Raw genomic sequence first — 20,375 nt, 5'->3', positions numbered from 1 at the left:
CCTGGTGGGCGCTTAGTGTGCCTAACCTCGTAGGGCGGGTTGGCCGCATCAACCCACAACCATGACATGCGGCCAACGTTGTGTAGCACCCAAACTGCCCCACGGGGAGCGCCGGCAAAAACGGTATCCGCAAGGTTTTAAGCGGCCGCTTTGTCTGAGCCGCGCGACGTTAGCGCGCGGCGAGTTCGGCCGCGCCTTGCGGGTGCCGTTTTTGACGGGGTTTCGCGGACCATAAGGGGCGAGCGGGGGTGGAGGGGGGCGGCGGCACGCCCCCCTCCCCGTACGCCGGGCGGAACCGGCGACTTCAAATAGCATCCGCGCAGCGGATTCCACACCCACCATCATCAGCGCAACAGCCCAGCAAACTCGAGGCATCCGACAGCAAGGTTGGCCGCACGGTGCGGCCAACCTATAATCCTTGCCCATAGTCGCCGCACACTTACAACTTTGGGACATCCATCATGCAAGACTCGCACGCCTGGTCCGGCCGCTTCTCCGAACCTGTTTCCGAACTGGTGAAGAAATACACCGCCTCCGTGAACTTCGATAACCGCCTGGCCGAGTTCGACATCGAAGGCTCGCTGGCGCATGCCGCCATGCTGAACAAGTCCGGCGTGCTGTCCGATGCCGACCTGGCGGCCATCCGCCAGGGCATGAGCGAGATCATCGCCGACATCCGCGCCGGCAACTTCGCCTGGAGCGTGGACCTGGAAGACGTGCACATGAACGTGGAGCGCCGCCTCACCGACAAGATCGGCGACGCCGGCAAGCGCCTGCACACCGGCCGCAGCCGCAACGACCAGGTAGCCACCGACATCCGCCTGTGGCTGCGCGCGCAGATCGACCTCATCGTCGGCCTGATCGCCGAGCTGCAGACCAGCCTGCTGGACCTGGCCGACGCCAACGCCGACACCGTGATGCCGGGCTTCACCCACCTGCAGGTAGCGCAGCCGGTGACCTTCGGCCACCACATGCTGGCCTACGTGGAAATGCTGGGCCGCGACGCCGAGCGCATGACCGACTGCCGCAAGCGGGTGAATCGCCTGCCGCTGGGCGCCGCCGCGCTGGCCGGCACCACCTTCCCCATCGACCGCTTCTACACCGCGCAGCTGCTGGGCTTCGACGACGTGTGCCACAACTCGCTGGACGCGGTATCCGACCGTGACTTCGCCATCGAATTCACCGCCGCCGCCAGCCTGGTGATGGTGCACCTGTCGCGCCTGTCGGAAGAGCTGATCCTGTGGATGAGCCCGCGCGTCGGCTTCATCGACATCGCCGACCGCTTCTGCACCGGCTCCTCCATCATGCCGCAGAAGAAGAACCCGGACGTGCCGGAGCTGGTACGCGGCAAATCCGGCCGCGTGGTGGGCCACCTGATCGCGCTGGTTACCCTGATGAAGGCACAGCCGCTGGCCTACAACAAGGACAACCAGGAAGACAAGGAACCGCTGTTCGATACCGCCGACACGCTGATCGACACCCTGCGCATCTACGCCGACATGATGCGCGGCATCACCGTGAAGCCGGCGGCAATGCGCGCCGCGGTGCTGCAGGGCTTTGCCACCGCCACAGATCTCGCCGACTACCTGGTGAAGAAGGGCATGCCGTTCCGCGACAGCCACGAAGTGGTGGCGCTGACCGTGCGCCATGCCGAGCTGCAGGGCGTGGACATCGCCGACCTGAGCCTGGACAAGCTGCGCGAGTTCAGCACGCTGATCGAGCAGGACGTGTTCACCGTGCTGACGCCGGAAGGCAGCCTGGCGCAGCGCGACCACGTGGGCGGCACCGCACCGAACCAGGTGCGCGCGCAGATTGCCCGCCACCGCGCCCGCCTCGCCGGCTGAGCCTGCGGCCAACCCTGATGACAAAGCCACCGTTACGGTGGCTTTGTCTTGTGGCCGGCGCCGCGGCTACAGGCCGTAGGCTCTGGCCCGCTGCCGGTACAGCGGCTCGCGCTGGCTGGCGATCTGCTGCCACAGGCAGTGCACCACCTGCGGGTGGTACTGCGCGTACAGCCGGTTGAAGGGCAGGAAATAATCACGGGTAGCGATGGGCGGCGACAGCGCCACGATATCGTCGCTGTTCTTCAGGTAGGTATCCACCAGGATGTTCTGCGCGGCATACACCCTGATGCGCCCCTTGCGCAGCTTGGCCAGATTGGTTTCCACCCCCACCGCGTTTTCCACCGGAATGCCCAGCTGCGCCAGATCCCGAACCACCGACCAGCCAAGATCGGTGCCCACCTTGCCGTCATAACCCAGCAACTGCTTGCCGTCCCAGCTGATGCCGCTGCCGCGCTGCACGAAGAAGCTGTAGCTGAGCGTGGCCAGCCGGTAGCGCCCATCCGGCTGGCCGTCACGCAGCGGGTAGTGGGCGTAGACGGCGCGCTCCGGGTTGTAGGACAACAGCAGCATGGCGTCCTCGGTGCCGTTGCGCAGCGCCTGCAGGCTACGCAAGCTGGGCAACCGGTCTATCTTCAGTGTGATATCGCAGGCCTGGGCAGCCAACTGCACCAGCTCCACCGCCAGGCCGGGCAGGCCACCGTCCGCCTTGTCCGTATCGGTCAGGTAGGGCATGCCCGCCTGGTCGCTGATCACCAGCCGCAGTGTTTCAGCCGCGGCCGCCGGCGGCGCCGGCACAAGCAGGATCAGGCTCAACAGGAAAAACAGGCGCATGGAACCTCGCGTCCCGGCAGTGGCTGCCGGAGGATGATGTGACAATGCCGGCATGGCGCCCGAAACGCGCCGGCTACAGCCGGCAGGCTGGCAGCACAAGATGACATTGCCGTGAATTTAATGGCCTACACATTGCATCACGTCGTACGACGGCGCAATATTCACCGGTCTGATGTCCCCTCCAGGAAAGGAAGCAAAATGCGTAAACTGTTGCTGCTGGCCGCTCTGGCCTGTACCGCTGCCGGCGCCTACGCCGCCGATAACGCCTGCGAAGCCAAGGCTGCCGAGAAGAAACTGGCCGGCGCCGCCAAGAACAGCTTCATCCAGAAGTGCCAGAAAGACATGAAAGCCGCCGCCCCGGCTGCCGCTGCCGCGCCGGCATCGTGCGAAGCCAAGGCTGCCGACAAGAAACTGGCCGGCGCAGCCAAGGGCAGCTTCATCAAGAAATGCGAGAAGGACATGAAGGCGCAGGCACCGGGTGCCCAGGGCGTGTGCGAGAACAAGGCCGCCGACAAGAAACTGGCCGGCGCCGCCAAGAAGAGCTTCATCCAGAAGTGCGTGAAAGACGCCGGCGGCAACTAAGCGCCAGCCTGTCAGTCAGCACAACGCCCCGGCATGCCGGGGCGTTTTGTTTGCAGCGGCCGCCTGCACCAAAGACCAGTGCCATGGCCGCAACACCGGGCCCGCCCGGCGCCTGTGCCATGCGCGCCCTGCAGCGCAGCAGCCATTGCGCGAGGCGGATGGGGCTAGCTGCCGCGCGCGCGGCGCACGGAGACACTCTCGCCGCCTATGCCCCAGTTGTCGGTATCCACCTCGTCGATCACCACCACGGTAGTAGCCGGGTTCTTGCCCAGCACGTCCTGCAGCAGTCGGGTGACGCCGGCGATCAGCTCGGCCTTCTGCTCGCTGCTGGCGCCTTCGCGGGTAATCTTGATGTTCACGTACGGCATGTCTGCTCCTTGTTGAAAGTCGTTGCGGCCAACCTTGCCCTGCCGGCGGGCAGCCCTTCGCGCGCCACCAGCCAGGCGCCCAGCGACACGCTGCACAGCGCGGCGGCCAGCGGCAGGCTCAGCGCCTCGCCCAGTGCCGGCACCGCCAGCAGGCCGGTCAGCACCGGTATCAGCGCCATCAGCGCCGAGATGCGCGCCGGCCCCAGCACGCTGACCGCACGCAGGTACACCAGCATGCCGACAATGGCCGGTACCACGGCATGAAACAGCCCCAGCCCGGCCACGGTAGCCAGCGACACCTGGCCCAGGCCCTTGGGCAGCCACAGCAGGTATACCGGCAGGTACAGCACGGCGGAGGCCAGGGTGACGAAGGCGGTGAGCTGCCAGGCCGGCAGCTGCCAGCGCCGCGCCAGCAGACCATATACCGCCCATAACAGCGACGCCAGCAACAGCATGCCGTCGCCCAGCCATTGCCGGCTGCCGGCATGGCCCTGCAGCAGCGGCAGCGCCAGCAGCAGCACGCCCAGTGCCATCAGCAGGTAGCCGGGGCCTTGCCGCCGCTGCGGCCAACCCTGGCCGGTGCAAAGCAGCAGCAAGGCCATCAGGAAGGGCTGCAGGCCGGGAATCAGCAGCGCGGCATGCGCTGCCGGCACCCACTGCACCGCGCTGTAGCACAGCAGGCAGAAGCCGATGCAGCCGATCACCGCCAGCAGCCACAGCCGGCCGTCGCGCCAGCTCTCGCGCGGCGGCAGCCCCAGAAAGCACAACAGCAGGCTGGCGATGGCCAGGCGCAGGCCCAGCAAATCGTACGGGGTAAGGCCGCTGTGGCCACCGGCACGGGCCACCAGCATGAAACCGCTCCAGATGGCGACGGCGGAAAAGGCGGCAAGATAGCCCTGCCGCAGGGAAGGCGTAGCCATGACAGGCTCCAGGACGAGATGTGACGGCAACAGTTTGCGCCGGCCACATCATCCTGAAAAATGAATTAGTATGATCATATCCATCCCGAAAAGAGAACGATCATGGACCTGGGCGATCTGCGCATTTTCCAGGCCGTGCTGCAGGAAGGCGGCGTGACTGCCGCTGCCCGCCGCCTGCACCGCGTGCAATCCAATGTCACCACCCGCATCCGCCAGCTGGAAGACAACCTGGGCGTGGCGCTGTTCGAACGCGAAGGCAAGCAGTTGCGGCCAACCCCGGCGGCGCGCGTGCTGCAAGGCTATGCCGGCCGCCTGCTGCAGCTGGCGGAAGAGGCGCAACAGGCGGTGGCCGGCGATACCCCGGCCGGCAGCCTGCGGCTGGGGGCGATGGAAAACACCGCCGCGGTGCGGCTGCCGCCCTTGCTGGCCGATTTCCACCAGCGCTACCCGCAGGTACGGCTGGAGCTGCGCACCGCCCCCACCGCGCCGCTGATCGCCGCGGTGCTGGCCGGCGAGCTGGACTGCGCGCTGGTATGCGGCCCGGTGGACGATGTACGGCTGGACAGCGTGCCGTTCAGCCGCGAAAACCTGGTGCTGATCAGCGCGCTGGGGCAGCGGGTGGCGCCGGATGCCGGCCCCTACACGCTGCTGGCCTTCGACCGCGGCTGCGCCTACCGCCAGCGGCTGGAGCGCTGGCTGGCCGACAGCGGCTGCGTGGCCGACCGCCTGGTGGAGCTGGATTCCTACCACGCCATGATCAGCTGCGCCGCCAGCGGCATGGGGCTGGCGATGGTGCCGGAAGCGCTGCTGGCCATCACCCCGGCCGCCGGCAACGTGGCCATCCACCCGCTGCCGCCACAGCTGGCGGTGGCCGATACCGTGCTGGTGCGCCGCCACGGCCAGCACGCGCCGGCCATCGATGCGCTGGCCGCCTTGCTGCCGGGCGCCGCCGGCGGCTGAAATCGCCGCCCGATCAAGGCATTAGCCGGCTGCTTGACGGCCATCAACACGGTGGCATTGCTGTGTGGATAACATTCGATTGCGCCAAAAAAAGAAAAATTCTTATTACAGGGCGCCTCGAAAAGCCCCGGTTTCCAATAGAAGCCAGTCGCGGCGAGACAAGGCGCGAATGAAAAACTCCGACGCCGCATAGGGTTGCTATGTCAGGAGGCGTTTTTCGTGAGCAACGCAGTATCGCGACGAAAGCAGGGTTTTGCGGGGTGCCCGACAGATAAGGCGCAGTTGATCCCTATCCATGCACCGTGACCAGACATGCCTACAACCACTCCCAAATCACTTTCCCTGGCGACCAGGCTCGGCCTGCTGCTGAGCCTGGCACTGCTGCTCGTCCTCGGCGGCGCCGGCTTCCTGCTCAGCAACTGGCTGGGCAACCGCATCGAAGCGCGCGCCATCGCCACCATGCAGACCACCAACCAGCAGGTGGTGGACACCATCGACGCCTATGCCCGCGTGCTGGAAGACAACGCCCGGCAGAGCACCCGCCTGCTGGCCACCGGCCTGCCGCGCCCGCTGCGCGTCGATGCCTCCGGCGCCAGCGCGGCGCTGTACGGCGGCAGCCAGCTGCTGAACGACAACAACAGCCTGGTGGACAACTACACCCAGGCCACCGGCAACGTCGCCACCCTGTTCGTGAAGAACGGCAGTGACTTCCGCCGCATCAGTTCCTCGGTGAAGCAGGAAGACGGCCGCCGCGCGGTGGGCACCTCGCTGGCGCACGAGAGCCCTGCCTACGCGCTGCTGTCTGCCGGCCAGCCGTATACCGGCCCGGCGCGCCTGTTCGGCCGCGACTACATGACCCACTACCAGCCGATCAGCGATGACGCCGGCCAGGTGGTGGGCGCGCTGTTCGTCGGCATCGACAACACCGACGGCCTGAAGGCGCTGCAGCAGAAGATCCTGTCGATCAAGATCGGCGATACCGGCTACGTCTACGTGCTGGATGCCCGCCAGCGGCCGGGCACCATGCTGATCCACCCGAGCGCCGCCGGCAAAAACCTGCTGGAAAAAACCGACGCCGACGGCAACACCTTCATCAAGACCATGCTGCAGCAGCAGAACGGCCAGATCAGCTACCTGTGGCAGGACCCGGGCGCCAGCGAACCGCGCCGCAAGCTGGCCACCTTCCAGAGCTACCCACACTGGGGCTGGCTGGTCGCCACCGGCGCCTACCAGGACGAACTGGTGCGCGAGCCGCGGCAAATGCAGCTGACCATGCTGCTGGGCACGCTGCTGGTGCTGCTGGCACTGGTGGCCATGCTGCACTTCGCCATGCGCCGCTGGGTCAGCCGCCCGCTGGAACAGCTGGTGGCGGTTACCCGCCGCATCGCCGCCGGCGACCTCACCGCGCAGGTCGACGTGGACCGTGGCGACGAGATCGGCCAGGTGCTGGCCGCCAGCAACCACATGTGCAGCGAGCTGCGCCAGCTGATCAGCGAGGTCAACCAGGGCGTGGGCGGCCTGGGCCGCAATGCGCAGAACGTGTCGCAACTGGCCGACGACGTGGCACAAAGCTCCAGCGAGCAAAGCGCCGCGGTATCGGCCATGGCCGCCTGCGTGGAGGAAATGACCCACAGCATCGGCCAGGTCAGCCAGCACGCCGGCAGCGCGCGCGAACTGGCGGTACAGTCCGACCAGGTATCGCGCAGCGGCGAGGAGACCGTTGGCCGCACGGTGAACACCATGCGCGAAATCGCCGCCGCCTCCGGTGACACCGCGCGCACCGTCACCCAGCTGGGCGAGCGCTCGGAGCAGATCAGCCGGGTGGTAACGGTGATCCGCGATATCGCCGACCAGACCAACCTGCTGGCGCTGAACGCCGCCATCGAAGCTGCCCGCGCCGGCGAAATGGGCCGCGGCTTCTCGGTGGTGGCCGACGAAGTGCGCCAGCTGGCCGAACGCACCACCCAGTCCACCCAGGAAATCACCGGCATCGTCACCCGCATCCAGAACGAGGCGCAGCAGGCGGTGGACAGCATGAACAGCGCCGCGCTGCAGGTAGAAAGCGGCGTGCGCGCCGCCAGCGAAGCCGGCGACAGCCTGCAAGACATCCGCGACGGCGCACGCCAGGTGGAGCAGGCGGTGGTGGGCATTGCCGACGCGCTGCGCGAGCAGAGCACCGCCAGCATGGACATCGCCCACAACGTGGAGCGGGTGGCGCAGCAGGCCGACCAGAACCACCACAAGGCCCGCGACGCCTCGCTGGCCGCCTGCGAAATGACCGCGCTGGCGCAGCAACTGCGCCAGGCCGTGGCGCGCTTCACGGTGTAGGCCAGGGTTGGCCGCATAAGGCAGTAGGGCGGATGCCCGCAGGGCGATCCGCCAGCGTGCGGCCAACGTTGTGCTCCGCAACCCCGTAGCCCGGACAAGCCACAGGCGCATCCGGGCCTGGTACCACGCCTAATATGGCAGCTGAATGGCGGAACGCCCCGGCGGGGCTTCCGCCCTGCTTTTTGCAGCAGTTCCTGCTCGTTTTCTCGCGCCGCCGATGGCCGCCGCCGCCGCCTTGGCGTACACTTTCGGGTTCGTTTCGCCACACCGCGGCACACAGTTTGCTGAGCCGCGGCCAACCCGATTGCCCGCCGCCCCATGACCACGTCCGAACTCCTGCTGCCGCTCGACCAGCTGCCCGCCCCCCACCTGGCGGTGCTGCGCGCGCTGGCGCTGCTGCCCAACGGCGAGAACAAGCCCAACCTGCTGATGCTGCTCAGCCTGAACCTGATCCGCGATGCACACGGCAAGGCACTGAACAATGAAACCCTGGGGGCGGTGCTGGGCGACCTGGAACACCGCGACGCCATCGTTCGCACCACCGGCCTGCCCTACCGCATCGCGCCGCAGGCGCGCAACGCGGTGCTGCTGCAGCTGCTGGACGACCAGGCCGAGCTGGCCGCCTGGGGCGAGCTGCTGTGCGACCACCTGCCGCTGCCACGCGCCGCGCCCAGTGCGCCGGCGGTGCAGCTGCGGCTGTGGCTGGCGATCCTGCAGGGCCGCGCCGAGCCCACCGCCGAGTGGCTGGCGCTGTACCAGCAGCTGGTGCAGGGCAGCAGCGGAGTGGCACCGCAACCGCCGTTCAAGCGCCTGTTCCACACCGCCGCCGGCCGCGCGCTGTTCGACCGCCTGGACGACGACATCCAGGTGCTGCTGCTGATGGACTACCTGCCGGACGCCAACTGGCGGCTGGACCATTTCACCGAAGGCTACCGCTACGCACTGGCGCGGCTGGAAGACGGCTACCGCGACTGGGACGAACTCACCGCGCAGCTGCTGCAGCAGGCACTGTGGCGTGCCGATTTCGAGCTGGTCACCCGGCCGGGCGCCGAAGGCGACGGCCTGCCGGTGGCGCGCCGGCTGCTGCTGCCGGTAATGCAGGGCCGCTATGCCGAGGCGCTGGAGGTGGTGGCCGAATGGCTGGCCGACATCCGCCGCGAAACCGGCAAGCGCACGCTGGAGCTGCCGGCGGTATTCAACGCCTTCTACTGCCTGGCGCTGATCGGCAGCCGCGACGACAAACGCCAGGCCGAACTGAAGCAGGCCATTGCCGCCGGCGTGCGCCAGCGCCACGGCCACAGCTACTACGTGCTGCAGCACCTGCTCACGGTGCAGGAAAGCGCGGCGGTGGCCGCCGGCCTGCAACTGCCGGACGCCTCGGCGCTGAGCGGCCTCGATGGCCTGCTGCTGGCGGTGGCCGCCTGGTGGCTGGACGTGAAACAGGCGCGCACCCCGGCGTGGCAGGCGGCGCTGACACAGTTCGGCCAGCAGCTGCAGGACGAAGGCTATGCCTGGGCGGCAGAGGAAGTGGCCGCGCTGCTGTGGCGCCAGTTCGGCGTGCCGCGGCAGCAGCCGCAGTGGCATGCCCAGCGCCAGCTCACCCCGCTGGTGGACATCTACCGCCGCCAGGAAGCCTGGCAGCACGCACTCAATGCGCTCAAGCTGCTGGGCGCCGGCAAGGAGACCCCGCTTACCGTGGACAGCAAGGACACCCGCCTGGCCTGGCTCATCACCGTGGCGCCGCATGGCGTGCTGATGGAGCCGCGCGAACAGAAACTGGGCGCCCGCGGGCAATGGAGCCGCGGCCGCGCCGTGGCACTGCGCCGCCTGCTGGAGACCCCGGACGAATTCGACTACCTGGGCGAGCCGGATCGCCGCATCCTGCGCCACATCAAATCGGCGCACGACAGCTACTACGGCGGCGGCAGCGCCTACGAGCTGGACGCCGAGAAATCGCTACCGGCGCTGGTAGGCCACGGCGCGGTGTACTGGGCCGACGCCCCGGACGTGCGCGTGGACGTGATTGCCGGCCAGGTGTCGCTGCAGCTTACCGAGGACGCGCGCGAGATCCGCGTGCGCCTGCACCCGGGCAAGATCGCCGCCGACAGCGAAGTGGTGTGGGAAAAAGACACCCCCACCCGGCTGGCGGTGTACCAGGTTGGCCGCGAGGTGCGGCAGATCGCCGGCATCATCGGCCGCGAACTCACCGTGCCGCTGGCGGCCAAGGCGCAGCTGATCGACGCGGTGACCAGCGTGGCGCCGCTGGTGCCGATTCATTCCGACCTGCCGGAGCTGGCCGGCCACCTGGACAGCATTCCGGCCGACGGCCGCCTGTACGCCCACCTGCTGCCGCTGGCGCAGGGCCTGCGCCTGCAACTCTTGATGCGGCCGCTGGCGGCGGCCAACTGGTGCAAGCCGGGCAGCGGCATGGAAAGCATCGTCGGCGAGGTGGATGGCCGCACCGTGCAGACCCGCCGCAACCTGGCGGCCGAGCGCGCCGCGCTGCAGCAGGTGCTGGCCGCCTGCCCGGCGCTGGCCGGCGCCGACAACGACGGCCAGGAATGGCAGTTGCCGTCGCCGCAGCAGGCACTGGAAGTGCTGTCCGAACTGCAGCAGCTGGATGCTGCGCTGCTGGCCTGCGTGTGGCCGGAGGGCGAGCGGCTGCGCATCAAGTCGCGCCGCGGCCTGCCGCAGCTGCAGTTGTCGGTGAAGCGCCACGGCGAATGGTTCGTGCTCACCGGCAAGCTGCAGCTGGACGACGGCCGCGTACTGCAGCTCAAGGAGCTGCTGGAACTGGCCGCGCAGCAGCAGGGCCGCTTCATCGCACTGGGCGACGACGACTGGCTGGCGCTGACCGACAGCATGAAACAGCGGCTGGAAGAGCTGGCGCTGCTGGCCGACCACGTTGGCCGCGACGGCATACATTACGCACAGTTGGCCGCACCGGTGCTGGCCGAGCTGTCCGGCGAGGTGGGCGAATTCGACGCCGACACCGCCTGGCAGCAGCAGCTGGCCACGCTGGACAGCCTGCGCGACTACCAGCCGCAGCTGCCGTCCACGCTGCAGGCAGAGCTGCGCGACTACCAGCGCGAAGGCTACGACTGGATGGCGCGCCTGGCGCACTGGGGCGTGGGCGCCTGCCTGGCCGACGACATGGGCCTGGGCAAGACGGTGCAGACGCTGGCGCTGCTGCTGGAGCGCGCTCCCGGCGGCCCGCAGCTGGTGGTGGCGCCCACCTCGGTGGCGCTGAACTGGCTGTCCGAGGCCGCCCGCTTCGCCCCCACCCTGCGCGTGCGGCCGTATCACCAGTTCCGCTCGCTGGTGGACCTGGGGCCGTTCGACCTGGTGGTGGTGAGCTACGGCCTGCTGCAGCTGGATGCCGACGCCTTTGCCGCGGTGGACTGGCGCTCGGTGGTGCTGGACGAGGCGCAGGCGATCAAGAACGCCGGCACCAAGCGCTCGCAGGCGGTGATGTCGCTGAACGCCGGCTTCCGCCTGGCCGCCTCCGGCACCCCGGTGGAAAACCACCTGGGCGAGCTGTGGAACCTGTTCCGCTTCCTCAACCCCGGCCTGCTGGGCAGCCAGGAGCGCTTCCAGCAGCGTTTTTCCACGCCGATCGAGCGCGGCGACAAGAACGCGCGCGCGGCGCTGAAGGCGCTGATCCAGCCCTTCATCCTGCGTCGTACCAAGAGCCAGGTGCTGCACGAGCTGCCGCCGCGCACCGAGATCACCCGCAAGGTGCCGCTGTCTCCGGACGAGGTGCATCTGTACGAAGCCATGCGCCAGCAGGCGGTGGACAAGCTCGACCAGCTGCAGGGCACCGATGGCAGGCAGATGCAGGTGCTGGCCGAAATCACCAAGCTGCGCCGCTTCTGCTGCCACCCGCAACTGGTGCTGCCGGACAGCGCCATTGCCGGCAGCAAGTTGGCCGCATTTACCGAAATCGCCGAGGAGCTGCTGGAAAACGGCCACAAGGCACTGGTGTTCAGCCAGTTCGTCGACCATCTCAAGCTGGTGCGGCAGTGGCTGGACGATCAGGGCATCGCCTACCAGTACCTGGACGGCAGCACACCGGCCCGGGAGCGCAAGGCGCGGGTGGATGCCTTCCAGCGCGGCGAGGGCGATGTGTTCCTGATCAGCCTGAAAGCCGGCGGCACCGGCCTCAACCTCACCGCCGCCGATTTCGTCATCCACCTCGACCCGTGGTGGAACCCGGCAGTGGAAGACCAGGCCTCCGACCGCGCCTACCGCATGGGCCAGCAACGGCCGGTGACCATCTACCGGCTGGTGGCCGAGCACACCATCGAGGAGCAGATCGTGGCGCTGCACGGCGTGAAGCGCGATCTGGCCGACAGCCTGCTGGAAGGCGGCGACGCCAGCGCCAAGCTGGATACCGAGGCGCTGCTGGCGCTGCTCAAGGGCGAGCTGTAACACCCTTGCGGCCAACATCGCGCCCGCCATGTCACGGCGGGCGCGATTTTTTTGCGTGCATAAGTACGGATTAAGCCGGCTTGGCTATGCTCAAAGCCTACTCTGGGGTGGAGGTTGGCATGCTGCGCAACTCGCAACACAGCTACGGGCTGGCAGCCCGTGTCTTTCACTGGCTGTCGGCCATCGCCGTGCTGACGGCGCTGTTCTGCGTCGAGATCAACGGTTTCTGGCCGCGAGGCTCCGCCGAGCGCATGCAGCTGCTGCTGTGGCATATCGATGCCGGCCTGCTGACCGCCCTGCTGCTGGTGCCGCGCCTGCTGTGGCGGCTGGGCAACCGCCCGCCGGTCATCACCCCGCTGCCATCGCCACTGGTGCAGCGGCTGGCGCACGCCGGGCACTGGACGCTGTACGCGCTGATGCTGCTGTTGCCGCTGTTCGGTGTGCTGACGCAGCAGGCCGGCGGCAAGCCGGTGGCACTGTTCGGCATCGCCATGCCGGCATTCATCGCCCCGGCGCCGGGTCTGCGCCACCTGTGGCGCGAAATCCACGGCCTGCTGGGCAACCTGCTGCTGATCGTGCTGGCGATACACGTGGCTGCCGCGGTGTGGCACCACCGCTTCCTGCGCGACGACACCCTCACCCGGCTGATCGGCCCGCAGCGCTGAGTTTTCTTTCTGCCGGGCTGTCCTTCCGGCGGGCTGTGCGCCCGCCGCCGGCTTTCTAGAATGGCGCGGTTCTGTCACGGAGCCGCGCCATGTCCGTTTTCCGCCTCGAAGCCGCCAATGTAGTGCCGCCGGCACAGCTGCATGCTGCCTTCGGCACCGCCTTTGCCGACTACCTGATCGGCCCGTTCAGCCAGCCACTGGCATTGTGGCCGAGCTTTCTTGCCCGCCAGGCGGTGTCGCTGTCGCGCAGCCGGGTGGCGCTGCGCGGCAGCGAGATCGTGGCTTTCGCGCTGGTGGCGCCACGTGGCCCGCGCTGGCGGCTGGCCACCATGGGCGCCTTGCCGCAGGCCCGCGGCAGCGGTGCGGCGCCGGCGCTGCTGGACGAGCTGATCGCCCGCGCCAGCGCGCACGGGCTGGCGGAACTGGAGCTGGAAGTGTTTGCGCAGAACGAACGCGCCTTGCGGCTGTACCGCAGCCGCGGTTTTGCCGAGCTGATGCCGCTGCATGGTTACAGCCTGGCGGCAGGCGCGGCGTTGCCGGCGGCCGGCCAGCCGCCGCAGGACGTTGGCCGCGAGGCGGCGCTGGGCTGGCTGGATGCCGCCGAGGCCGCCGGCTGCGTGCTGCCGCTGCAGGTCAGCGCGCCGGTGCTGGCCTCGTCGCAGCTACCCTGGCAGGCCTGGCAGCAGGACAGCGCACAGCTGGTTTTCGTGGCGCAGGACGATGATGTGCAGATTCTCAGCCTGGTAGACCGCCAGCCGGCACAGCAGGCGGCGCGTGCGCTGCTGCAGTCACTGCGCGCTGCCCACCCGGCATTGCCTTGGCGAGTGCCTTACCTCCAGGCGCCGCAGCTGGGGGGTGATGCGCTGCTGGCGCTGGGCTGCCGGCGCGAGCCGCTGCACCAGTACCTGATGCGCCGCCCGCTACCCTGACATCCGCCGAGCCGGCTCAGGTGTGCGGGAACTGCGGATTCCACGCCACTTCCCACAAAAAGCCGTCCGGGTCGCGGAAATAACCGCTGCGCCCGCCCCAGAACGCATCTTCCGCCGGCTTGACGATCTCGCCGCCGCGGCTGGCGATTTCATCCAGCAGCGCATCCACCTGCAGCCGTTCGCGCACATTGTGCGCCAGCGAGAAACCGGGAAACGCCGCCGGCGGGCTGTCCGGCACGCCGGCGTCCTTGGCCAGCTCGCTGCGCGGGAACAGCGACAGCCAGGTCCTGCCCATTTCGAAGAAGGCCACTCCGGCGCCTTCCGGCATGGCGATCTGCGGCAGCGCCAGTACGTCGCGGTAGAAGGCGGTGGCGCGCGCCAGATCGGCCACTCCCAGGGTAATGAAACTCAGTCGTGCTTCCATGTCGCTCTCCTCGTGGCAATGTTCAGCGCCGGTGCCAGGGCTGGCTGGTCTGCTGCTGCAGGCGCTGGCGGACATCCGTGCCGGCACCGGCCTGCTGCAGAAAGCCATCCAGCGAAATATCGTCCGGCCAGGCAAGGTTGGCCGCATGCACCGCCTGGATGCGGTCGGTGCGGAAGTGGCGGTAAGCCTGGCGCAGCCGGCACCAGGCAGCCAATGTCCAGTGCTCCCCCCAGAAGAATAGCCCCAGCGGCGCCACTTCCCGCTCGCTGCTGCGGCCGCCTTCGTCGCGGTAGTGCAGCTGCAGGCAGCGCTGCTGCTCGCAGGCCTGGCGCAGTTCGGTCAGCACCGCCGGCGCCGGGGAGCGCAGCGGCGGCACGAACAGCGGCGAGGGCGTGAGCCCGCCGCTGCCCAGCACGGCGTGGATCTTCTGCAGCGCGCTGGCGGCGGCTGCGGCGGTGTCGCTGTCGGCGCAGCCGGCCAGCATGCGCGCACCAGCTTCCAGCGCCGCCAGTTCCGCCGTGTCGAAGCTGATCGGCGGCGGGGTGAAGCCCGCCTCCAGCCAGTAGCCTTCGCCGGCCTCGCCGTTCAGCGGTGCGCCGCTGGCCAGCAGTGCGGCCATGTCGCGGTACACGGTGCGCGGCGATACCTCCAGCCATGCGGCCAACTGTGCGGCAGTGGTTCGGCGGCGCCCACGCATCAGCAGCAGGATCTGCAGCAGGCGGTCGGCTCGGCGCATGATGTCACTCCATTGGCATGTCCGCCGGCAGTGTGGCCGTCATCGCGGCGGCGATCAAGCGGAAGTCGGCGGCGCTGATCTGCAGCATGCCAAAACGGAAGGCCTGGCCCCAGTGCTGCGGGTCGGGGATGCAGGCCAGCCGTGTCAGCAGCGGACGGATGGCAGCTGCCGTGGCGGGCAGGAACTGCACATCGCGCCGCCACGGCGTGAAATCCGCCGCCATCTGCACCTGGTAGGGCTGGCCCGGCTGCACCAGGCCGATGGCGGTAAAGCACTGGCAGGGCGTATCACCAGCGAACTGCTCGCGCGGCGAGTAGTACACCAGGCCGTCGCCGGGCTGCATGCGCGCCAGCGGCCCGGCCTTGCCGTGGCACAGCTGGGCGAAGCCGCCAGCCACGCCGCGGCCAACGTGGTCGCGGCTGGCAACACCTATCCAGTAGCGGCTCATGGCGCGCTGTGCACGCCGATGATGTTGCCGTCCGGGTCGGCGAACTGGCCGATATGGCCGAGGCCTTCCGGCAGCGCCGTCTTCTCCAGCACCACCTGGCCACCGGCGGCAGGCACCCGCGCCAGCAGGGTGGCGACATCGGCGCCACCGTCGAGGTACAAGCGGCAGCCCTGTGCGGCCGGTCGCAGCCGCGGGCTGGCCAGCAGGCAGCCCTGGCTGCTGCCATCGGCCTGGGTGAACACCGCATTGCGCTCGCCCATGAAGTCCCGGCAGCGCAGCGTGGTGGCGAAGACCTGCTGATAGAAGGCGACGGCGCGCTCGAAGTCGGTGACGGGGATTTCGAACCAGTGAACGAATGGCGACATGATGGTTTCCTTGTTGGGCAGGACATCCTGCATGTGGCCAGTATCGGCAGGGGCTGCTGACAGCGTATTGTCAGCAGGGCGGTAGCACAGTGGCCGGGCGTGGCGCGGCAGCAACACGGCGGCATTCGTGCTTTAAGTAAATATTTATAAAAATCTCACCATTGCCTGCGCGGCTTCGCTGGCCGTGCCGCAGCGGCCCATACAAGACAGCAGCGTGCAAAAAAACCGGCTATCACTTGTTTAGCCGTTGTTGTCGCCGTGGATTCGGATATATAAATACAGCCTGCAATTGGCTGTATTGATTCTATGTTTTTCACTTTCAACTAACGCGCCTGCCACAACAACGACATGCCCACCAGAGTGATGGCCAGAGCCATGAGCGACTCCACTGCGCCGGCAGCAACGTCCCAGCCGGGACGCATGATTGCCATGCACTTGCGTCAGGCAAGGCAAGCCAGAAAGAGCGGCCAGCACCACCTGGGCAGGCTGGCGGCGGCGAACGCGCTGGCCTTGTGCAAGACGCCGCAACACCAGCAGCAGCGCAACGAGGCGCTGCTGCTGCTGGCGCTGCACCTGCTGCGCATGGGGCACCTCACCGAGGCGGTGCAATACGGGCTGGAGGCAGCGGCCGGGCTGGATTTCGTTGGCCAGGCCGGCGCCCGTGCCGACGTGCTGTGCACGGTGGCCATGGCCTGCAACGAGATGGGGCTGGGGCAGGACGCGCTGAAGTACGCGCTGGAGGCGCTGAGCGCCGCGCGCATTGATGGCGACCCGCTGCTGCTGTCCTGGGCGCTGAACCGCGCCGGGCTGGCCACCTTTTCCGCGCTGGGCGACCTGGAGCAGAGCGTGAGCCTGCTGCAGCAGGCCGACCAGCAGGCGCGGCAGGCCGGCGACGATGTCGCCTGTTTCAGCGCGCTGACCAACCTGGGAGTCAACTACCGCGCGGCCGGCCTGCAGCAGGAAGTGCTGGGCAATCACGACGAGGCGCGGCGGCTGTTCCTGCTGGCACGCCAGCAGTTCGTGCAGGCGGAGGCGCTGGCCACCAGCGGCAGCAATCTGCACTCGCTGACCACCAGCTACATCAACCTGGCGGAAATCGACATCAACCTGGGCGACCTGGCCACGGCCACCAGCGCGCTGGCGCGGGCGCGCGGCCTGGCCGAGCAGGGGCACTTCACCCATATGCAGCGCAATGCCGACCTGGCCGAGGCCGCGCTGCTGCATCACTCCGGCGAGCACGAGGCGGCGGCGAAGGCGCTGCGCAACCTGCTGGCGCAGGGCGAGCTGATCGAATTCGACATGGTGGTACTGGCGCACGAAGGGCTGTACCGGCTGTACAAGGACACCGGCCAGTTCCAGCTGGCGCTGGCCGAGCTGGAAGAACTGCGCCGCATCGAGAAGGCGCTGACCAACCAGCGCAGCAGCACCCAGGGCTGGGCGATCCGCAAGGAGCTGGAGATCACCAGCGCCCAGCTTTCCGCCGAGCGCGAACGGCTGCAGGCGGAGCGCGAACGGCTGCGCGCGGCGCGGCTTGAGGCGGAAAAGGCGCTGGCCGATGCGCGCATGAACGAGCTGGAGCAGGCGGCGCTGTTCGACCCGCTGACCGGGGTGGCCAACCGCCGTTCACTGGATCTGGAAGGCCCGGCGCGGCTGGCGCGGCTGGGCACCGAAGCCGGCGGCCTGGCAGTGGTGGTGCTGGATCTGGATCACTTCAAGAGCATCAACGACCGCTTTGGCCACGCCATCGGCGACGAGGCGCTGAAGAAGGTGGCGCAGCTGGTGACCCTGCGCACGCGCAGTAGCGACCTGGTAGCGCGCTACGGCGGCGAGGAGTTCGTGCTGCTGCTGCAGGAAGACATGGTGGAAAGCGCGCTGGCCTGTTGCGAGCGCCTGCGGCTGGCAATCATGGAATACAGCTGGCAGGACGTGCACCCGCTGCTGCACGTTACCGCCAGTTTCGGCCTGCACTGGTGCGAACAGCCGCAGGGCTGGGACGAGGCGCTGCGCGCGGCCGACCTGGCGCTGTACGGCGCCAAGCACAATGGCCGCAACCGGCTGCAGATGTCCGCCGGCGGCCTGTCCGGCTGAGCGCCGGTATCGCTTAGAGTTTCTTTTCCATCATCAGGTAGCGGGCGTCGCCCAGCCCGGAATGGGCAAACCCTTCACTGTGGTACAGGCCAAGGCCGATGTGGTTGTCCTCGCGCACTTCCAGCGTCACCTTGGCACAGCCACGGCTACGGGCGCCGTCTTCCACCGCCTGCATCAGCAAGCGGCCCAGCCCCTTGCCGCGGCCGGCTGCCAGCACCGACAGATCATGCAGATTGCACACCGGCGCGGCGTAGAAGCTGGAAAAGCCCAGCACGCACAGCGCATGGCCCACCGGCTCGCCATCCAGCTCCGCGATCACCGCGAACAGGCCGGGGTGGCGGCCCAGCGCATCGGCCAGATGCAGCCGGGCATGGCTGGACAGGCCGGCGCCGCCGCCCATCGGGTCGCTGGCATAGCCGTCGGTCAGCCGCACCAGCAGCGCGCGGTCGGCGCGGTCGGCAAGGTTGGCCGCACGAACCTGCAGGACACTCATTTGGCTGCGCTCGACGACAGCTGATCGACCGGCGGTTTGGGCAGATACAGCGGCGCCTTGTAGCCGCAAGCGGCAACGGTAACGGACAGCAGGGCAAGCAGCAGCACAGTACGCATAAGGATTCCAGTGGTCAGCTATGGCAAAATGGCAGTCTAACAGGCCGCGGCAGCCTCACCCAAGCGCCGCGGCCGCTCTTTTGGACAGGACAAGCAATGAGCGAAACCGAATTCCTGAGCATCAGCGAAGCCATCTTCCGCCGCATCGAAAACGCGCTGGACGATGCCGGGCTGGATGTGGACTGCGTGATCAGCGGCAATGTGCTGGAGATCGAGTTCGATGACGGCAGCAAGGTGGTGGTGAACCGCCACGTACCGAACCAGGAGCTATGGATCGCCGCCAAGAGCGGCGGCTTCCACTTTGCCCAGCGCGACGGCCAGTGGATCGCCGCCCGCGACGGCGCCGAGTTCGGCGCCACGCTGTCGCAGGTGGTGAGCGCCGCGGCCGGCGAGCCGTTCCAGTTCAGCGTCTAGGCATGGACAGCGTACTGCTGCTGGCAGGGCTGGCGGCATCGGCCTTCCTGTCCGCCACGGTGCTGCCGGGTAATTCCGAGCTGGCGCTGGGCGGCGTGCTGCTGGCGGCGCCGCGGCTGTGGCTGCCGGCCTTGCTGGTGGCCACTGCGGCCAACAGTGTCGGCAGCCTGACCAGCGTATGGCTGGGGCGCCGTGTACCGCCCAAGCCGCTGCCGCCGCGCGCGGCGGCGTGGTTCGCCCGCTTCGGCCCGGCAGCGCTGCTGCTGAGCTGGCTGCCGGTGCTGGGCGATGCGCTGCCGCTGGCCGCCGGCTGGCTGCGCCTGCCGTGGGCCGCCTGCGTGTGCTGGATCACGCTGGGCAAGTTCGCCCGCTACGCGGTGCTGGTGGCCGGCATGCTGTGGCTGGGGCATGGCCATTGAGCGCTGCCATCCGGCAGGGCGACCATCGCCCCCGTCGCCTGTTCGGTTTTCCGTGCGCCGGCGCACTGGCAGCCACCTGCCCAGTTAGTCATGGCAAAACTGCCGCCAGCACGTAAGGTGAACATGGCGGCCATTATTTTTATACGCAGCCGGTGCCCGCCGGCGCCGGCTGCGCGCTTTATCAGCTACCCGGACATTTCATGAGCAAACACATTCCGCGCAAACGTTTCGGCCAGAACTTTCTGCAGGATCAGAAAGTCATCGAGGACATCGTCAACGCCGTCGGCGCCGCGCGCAACGACGTGGTAGTGGAGATCGGCCCGGGCCTGGGCGCGCTGACCAAGCCGCTGTTGCAGCGCCTGGACCACCTGCACGTGGCGGAGATCGACCGCGACATCATCTCCCGCCTGAAAAGCGAGTACCCGCCGGCACGGCTGACCATTCACGAAGGCGATGCGCTGGTCTTCGATTTCGGCTCGGTAACCGACGGCAAATTCAAGCTGGTGGGCAACCTGCCGTACAACATTTCCACCCCGCTGCTGTTCCACCTGGCGAGCTACGGCGAGCGGGTGACCGACATGCATTTCATGCTGCAGAAGGAAGTGGTGGACCGCATGGTGGCCGTGCCCGGCACCGCCGATTACGGCCGCCTGACGGTGATGCTGCAGTACCGTTTCGACATGGAACAGATCTTGCTGGTACCGCCCGGCTCGTTCTACCCGCCGCCGAAGGTGGACTCGGCCGTGGTGCGCATGATTCCGGTACCGGGGCGTTGCGGCATTGCCCGCGACGAGGCGCTGCTGGAGGAGGTGGTAGCCAAGGCGTTCGCGCAGCGACGCAAGACGCTGCGCAACAACCTGAAGGGCGTAATCAGCGACGAGGCCCTGGCCGCACTGGGCATTGATGCCGGGCTGCGTGCCGAGAACCTCAGCGTGCAGCAGTACGTGGCCATTGCCAACGCGCTGGCGCCCCAGGCTGCCGGCTAGGCGGCATCGACAGACGGCGGAAAAGGGC

Annotated in this window: 20 protein-coding genes; 11 read left to right on the top strand and 9 right to left on the bottom strand. The window is 68.1% G+C overall.

Translation table 11 applies throughout. From position 1 onward, the window contains the following. The first annotated feature begins 461 nt into the window (after nucleotides 1-461). Nucleotides 462-1,844 carry an argininosuccinate lyase gene (gene argH / locus PSELUDRAFT_RS06045; RefSeq protein ID WP_088965989.1) on the top strand — a complete coding sequence of 461 codons (1,383 nt, stop codon included), beginning with the start codon at nucleotides 462-464 and terminating at the stop codon, nucleotides 1,842-1,844. A 66-nt stretch (nucleotides 1,845-1,910) separates the two neighbouring features. Here argH and PSELUDRAFT_RS06040 read toward each other — a convergent pair whose 3' ends face one another. Further along, complete coding sequence (locus tag PSELUDRAFT_RS06040; RefSeq protein ID WP_088965988.1) at nucleotides 1,911-2,675, bottom strand: transporter substrate-binding domain-containing protein; 765 nt, start codon at nucleotides 2,673-2,675, stop codon at nucleotides 1,911-1,913. A gap of 198 nt (nucleotides 2,676-2,873) precedes the next feature. Here PSELUDRAFT_RS06040 and PSELUDRAFT_RS06035 point away from each other — a divergent pair, with 198 nt between their 5' ends. Continuing rightward, the gene (locus PSELUDRAFT_RS06035; RefSeq protein ID WP_197694023.1) at nucleotides 2,874-3,257 is read left to right on the top strand and encodes a hypothetical protein; all 384 of its coding nucleotides are present in this window, start codon (nucleotides 2,874-2,876) and stop codon (nucleotides 3,255-3,257) included. A gap of 164 nt (nucleotides 3,258-3,421) precedes the next feature. Here the strand turns inward: PSELUDRAFT_RS06035 and PSELUDRAFT_RS06030 are convergent, their stop codons facing one another. Together PSELUDRAFT_RS06030 and PSELUDRAFT_RS06025 are read right to left on the bottom strand one after the other, a co-directional pair. Then, nucleotides 3,422-3,625: a 4-oxalocrotonate tautomerase family protein gene (locus PSELUDRAFT_RS06030; RefSeq protein WP_088965987.1), complete on the bottom strand. Its 204-nt coding sequence runs from the start codon at nucleotides 3,623-3,625 to the stop codon at nucleotides 3,422-3,424. Then, nucleotides 3,613-4,545 (bottom strand): DMT family transporter, encoded by a 933-nt coding sequence (locus PSELUDRAFT_RS06025; RefSeq protein ID WP_088965986.1) that lies wholly within the window; start codon nucleotides 4,543-4,545, stop codon nucleotides 3,613-3,615. The genes PSELUDRAFT_RS06030 and PSELUDRAFT_RS06025 overlap by 13 nt, the downstream gene beginning before the upstream one ends. 102 nt (nucleotides 4,546-4,647) lie before the next feature. On the opposite strand from PSELUDRAFT_RS06025, the gene PSELUDRAFT_RS06020 reads away from it, so the two are divergent. From PSELUDRAFT_RS06020 to PSELUDRAFT_RS06000, 5 genes are all read left to right on the top strand, one after another. Then, nucleotides 4,648-5,505 (top strand): LysR family transcriptional regulator, encoded by an 858-nt coding sequence (locus tag PSELUDRAFT_RS06020; protein ID WP_088965985.1) that lies wholly within the window; start codon nucleotides 4,648-4,650, stop codon nucleotides 5,503-5,505. A 312-nt stretch (nucleotides 5,506-5,817) separates the two neighbouring features. Continuing rightward, nucleotides 5,818-7,833, top strand: coding sequence for a methyl-accepting chemotaxis protein (locus tag PSELUDRAFT_RS06015; protein WP_088965984.1), 2,016 nt, complete (start codon nucleotides 5,818-5,820; stop codon nucleotides 7,831-7,833). Nucleotides 7,834-8,151: 318 nt separating this feature from the next. Then, nucleotides 8,152-12,264: a DEAD/DEAH box helicase gene (locus PSELUDRAFT_RS06010; protein WP_088965983.1), complete on the top strand. Its 4,113-nt coding sequence runs from the start codon at nucleotides 8,152-8,154 to the stop codon at nucleotides 12,262-12,264. A gap of 119 nt (nucleotides 12,265-12,383) precedes the next feature. Next, nucleotides 12,384-12,929, top strand: a complete 546-nt coding sequence (locus PSELUDRAFT_RS06005) for a cytochrome b (protein WP_088965982.1) — start codon at nucleotides 12,384-12,386, stop codon at nucleotides 12,927-12,929. A gap of 89 nt (nucleotides 12,930-13,018) precedes the next feature. Further along, the gene (locus PSELUDRAFT_RS06000; protein ID WP_088965981.1) at nucleotides 13,019-13,858 is read left to right on the top strand and encodes an N-acetyltransferase; all 840 of its coding nucleotides are present in this window, start codon (nucleotides 13,019-13,021) and stop codon (nucleotides 13,856-13,858) included. A gap of 16 nt (nucleotides 13,859-13,874) precedes the next feature. Here the strand turns inward: PSELUDRAFT_RS06000 and PSELUDRAFT_RS05995 are convergent, their stop codons facing one another. From PSELUDRAFT_RS05995 to PSELUDRAFT_RS05980, 4 genes are read right to left on the bottom strand one after another with little or no spacing between them, the layout of a single operon-like run. Continuing rightward, entirely contained in the window at nucleotides 13,875-14,282 is a 408-nt protein-coding gene (locus PSELUDRAFT_RS05995) for a VOC family protein (RefSeq protein ID WP_088965980.1), read from the bottom strand. 22 nt (nucleotides 14,283-14,304) lie between these two features. Next, nucleotides 14,305-15,018, bottom strand: coding sequence for a YafY family protein (locus PSELUDRAFT_RS05990; protein ID WP_088965979.1), 714 nt, complete (start codon nucleotides 15,016-15,018; stop codon nucleotides 14,305-14,307). A 4-nt stretch (nucleotides 15,019-15,022) separates the two neighbouring features. Beyond that, the gene (locus tag PSELUDRAFT_RS05985) at nucleotides 15,023-15,466 is read right to left on the bottom strand and encodes an EVE domain-containing protein (protein WP_088965978.1); all 444 of its coding nucleotides are present in this window, start codon (nucleotides 15,464-15,466) and stop codon (nucleotides 15,023-15,025) included. After that, the gene (locus PSELUDRAFT_RS05980; RefSeq protein ID WP_157725029.1) at nucleotides 15,463-15,831 is read right to left on the bottom strand and encodes a VOC family protein; all 369 of its coding nucleotides are present in this window, start codon (nucleotides 15,829-15,831) and stop codon (nucleotides 15,463-15,465) included. Before PSELUDRAFT_RS05980 ends, PSELUDRAFT_RS05985 begins: the two co-directional genes overlap by 4 nt. Before the next feature lie 375 nt (nucleotides 15,832-16,206). On the opposite strand from PSELUDRAFT_RS05980, the gene PSELUDRAFT_RS05975 reads away from it, so the two are divergent. Next, entirely contained in the window at nucleotides 16,207-17,919 is a 1,713-nt protein-coding gene (locus PSELUDRAFT_RS05975) for a diguanylate cyclase (RefSeq protein WP_157725028.1), read from the top strand. A gap of 13 nt (nucleotides 17,920-17,932) precedes the next feature. Here the strand turns inward: PSELUDRAFT_RS05975 and PSELUDRAFT_RS05970 are convergent, their stop codons facing one another. Both PSELUDRAFT_RS05970 and PSELUDRAFT_RS19735 read right to left on the bottom strand, forming a co-directional pair. Next, the gene (locus tag PSELUDRAFT_RS05970) at nucleotides 17,933-18,412 is read right to left on the bottom strand and encodes a GNAT family N-acetyltransferase (protein ID WP_088965975.1); all 480 of its coding nucleotides are present in this window, start codon (nucleotides 18,410-18,412) and stop codon (nucleotides 17,933-17,935) included. After that, complete coding sequence (locus tag PSELUDRAFT_RS19735; RefSeq protein ID WP_231895316.1) at nucleotides 18,409-18,528, bottom strand: lipoprotein; 120 nt, start codon at nucleotides 18,526-18,528, stop codon at nucleotides 18,409-18,411. The genes PSELUDRAFT_RS05970 and PSELUDRAFT_RS19735 overlap by 4 nt, the downstream gene beginning before the upstream one ends. A gap of 96 nt (nucleotides 18,529-18,624) precedes the next feature. On the opposite strand from PSELUDRAFT_RS19735, the gene cyaY reads away from it, so the two are divergent. The 3 genes from cyaY to rsmA all read left to right on the top strand — a co-directional run bounded on the left by cyaY (nucleotide 18,625) and on the right by rsmA (nucleotide 20,347). Further along, the gene (cyaY, locus tag PSELUDRAFT_RS05965) at nucleotides 18,625-18,942 is read left to right on the top strand and encodes an iron donor protein CyaY (protein ID WP_088965974.1); all 318 of its coding nucleotides are present in this window, start codon (nucleotides 18,625-18,627) and stop codon (nucleotides 18,940-18,942) included. Nucleotides 18,943-18,944: 2 nt separating this feature from the next. Further along, entirely contained in the window at nucleotides 18,945-19,361 is a 417-nt protein-coding gene (locus PSELUDRAFT_RS05960) for a YqaA family protein (RefSeq protein ID WP_088965973.1), read from the top strand. Between the two features lie 200 nt (nucleotides 19,362-19,561). Next, nucleotides 19,562-20,347: a 16S rRNA (adenine(1518)-N(6)/adenine(1519)-N(6))-dimethyltransferase RsmA gene (gene rsmA / locus PSELUDRAFT_RS05955; protein ID WP_088965972.1), complete on the top strand. Its 786-nt coding sequence runs from the start codon at nucleotides 19,562-19,564 to the stop codon at nucleotides 20,345-20,347. Nucleotides 20,348-20,375 lie beyond the last annotated feature (28 nt).

Source organism: Vogesella sp. LIG4, assembly GCF_900090205.1.
Classification (GTDB): domain Bacteria; phylum Pseudomonadota; class Gammaproteobacteria; order Burkholderiales; family Chromobacteriaceae; genus Vogesella.
This window is presented reverse-complemented; position numbering and strand designations above follow the sequence as displayed.

Excerpts from the sequence above, each read along its gene's own strand:
- argH (WP_088965989.1), top strand. The coding sequence starts at position 462 with ATGCAAGACTCGCACGCCTGGTCCGGCCGCTTCTCCGAACCTGTTTCC.
- PSELUDRAFT_RS06025 (WP_088965986.1), bottom strand. The coding sequence starts at position 4,545 with ATGGCTACGCCTTCCCTGCGGCAGGGCTATCTTGCCGCCTTTTCCGCC.
- PSELUDRAFT_RS06020 (WP_088965985.1), top strand. The coding sequence starts at position 4,648 with ATGGACCTGGGCGATCTGCGCATTTTCCAGGCCGTGCTGCAGGAAGGC.
- PSELUDRAFT_RS06040 (WP_088965988.1), bottom strand. The coding sequence starts at position 2,675 with ATGCGCCTGTTTTTCCTGTTGAGCCTGATCCTGCTTGTGCCGGCGCCG.
- PSELUDRAFT_RS06015 (WP_088965984.1), top strand. The coding sequence starts at position 5,818 with ATGCCTACAACCACTCCCAAATCACTTTCCCTGGCGACCAGGCTCGGC.
- rsmA (WP_088965972.1), top strand. The coding sequence starts at position 19,562 with ATGAGCAAACACATTCCGCGCAAACGTTTCGGCCAGAACTTTCTGCAG.
- PSELUDRAFT_RS05975 (WP_157725028.1), top strand. The coding sequence starts at position 16,207 with ATGAGCGACTCCACTGCGCCGGCAGCAACGTCCCAGCCGGGACGCATG.
- cyaY (WP_088965974.1), top strand. The coding sequence starts at position 18,625 with ATGAGCGAAACCGAATTCCTGAGCATCAGCGAAGCCATCTTCCGCCGC.
- PSELUDRAFT_RS06035 (WP_197694023.1), top strand. The coding sequence starts at position 2,874 with ATGCGTAAACTGTTGCTGCTGGCCGCTCTGGCCTGTACCGCTGCCGGC.
- PSELUDRAFT_RS05980 (WP_157725029.1), bottom strand. The coding sequence starts at position 15,831 with ATGTCGCCATTCGTTCACTGGTTCGAAATCCCCGTCACCGACTTCGAG.
- PSELUDRAFT_RS19735 (WP_231895316.1), bottom strand. The coding sequence starts at position 18,528 with ATGCGTACTGTGCTGCTGCTTGCCCTGCTGTCCGTTACCGTTGCCGCT.
- PSELUDRAFT_RS05995 (WP_088965980.1), bottom strand. The coding sequence starts at position 14,282 with ATGGAAGCACGACTGAGTTTCATTACCCTGGGAGTGGCCGATCTGGCG.
- PSELUDRAFT_RS05990 (WP_088965979.1), bottom strand. The coding sequence starts at position 15,018 with ATGCGCCGAGCCGACCGCCTGCTGCAGATCCTGCTGCTGATGCGTGGG.
- PSELUDRAFT_RS05960 (WP_088965973.1), top strand. The coding sequence starts at position 18,945 with ATGGACAGCGTACTGCTGCTGGCAGGGCTGGCGGCATCGGCCTTCCTG.
- PSELUDRAFT_RS05970 (WP_088965975.1), bottom strand. The coding sequence starts at position 18,412 with ATGAGTGTCCTGCAGGTTCGTGCGGCCAACCTTGCCGACCGCGCCGAC.
- PSELUDRAFT_RS06030 (WP_088965987.1), bottom strand. The coding sequence starts at position 3,625 with ATGCCGTACGTGAACATCAAGATTACCCGCGAAGGCGCCAGCAGCGAG.
- PSELUDRAFT_RS06005 (WP_088965982.1), top strand. The coding sequence starts at position 12,384 with ATGCTGCGCAACTCGCAACACAGCTACGGGCTGGCAGCCCGTGTCTTT.
- PSELUDRAFT_RS06010 (WP_088965983.1), top strand. The coding sequence starts at position 8,152 with ATGACCACGTCCGAACTCCTGCTGCCGCTCGACCAGCTGCCCGCCCCC.
- PSELUDRAFT_RS06000 (WP_088965981.1), top strand. The coding sequence starts at position 13,019 with ATGTCCGTTTTCCGCCTCGAAGCCGCCAATGTAGTGCCGCCGGCACAG.
- PSELUDRAFT_RS05985 (WP_088965978.1), bottom strand. The coding sequence starts at position 15,466 with ATGAGCCGCTACTGGATAGGTGTTGCCAGCCGCGACCACGTTGGCCGC.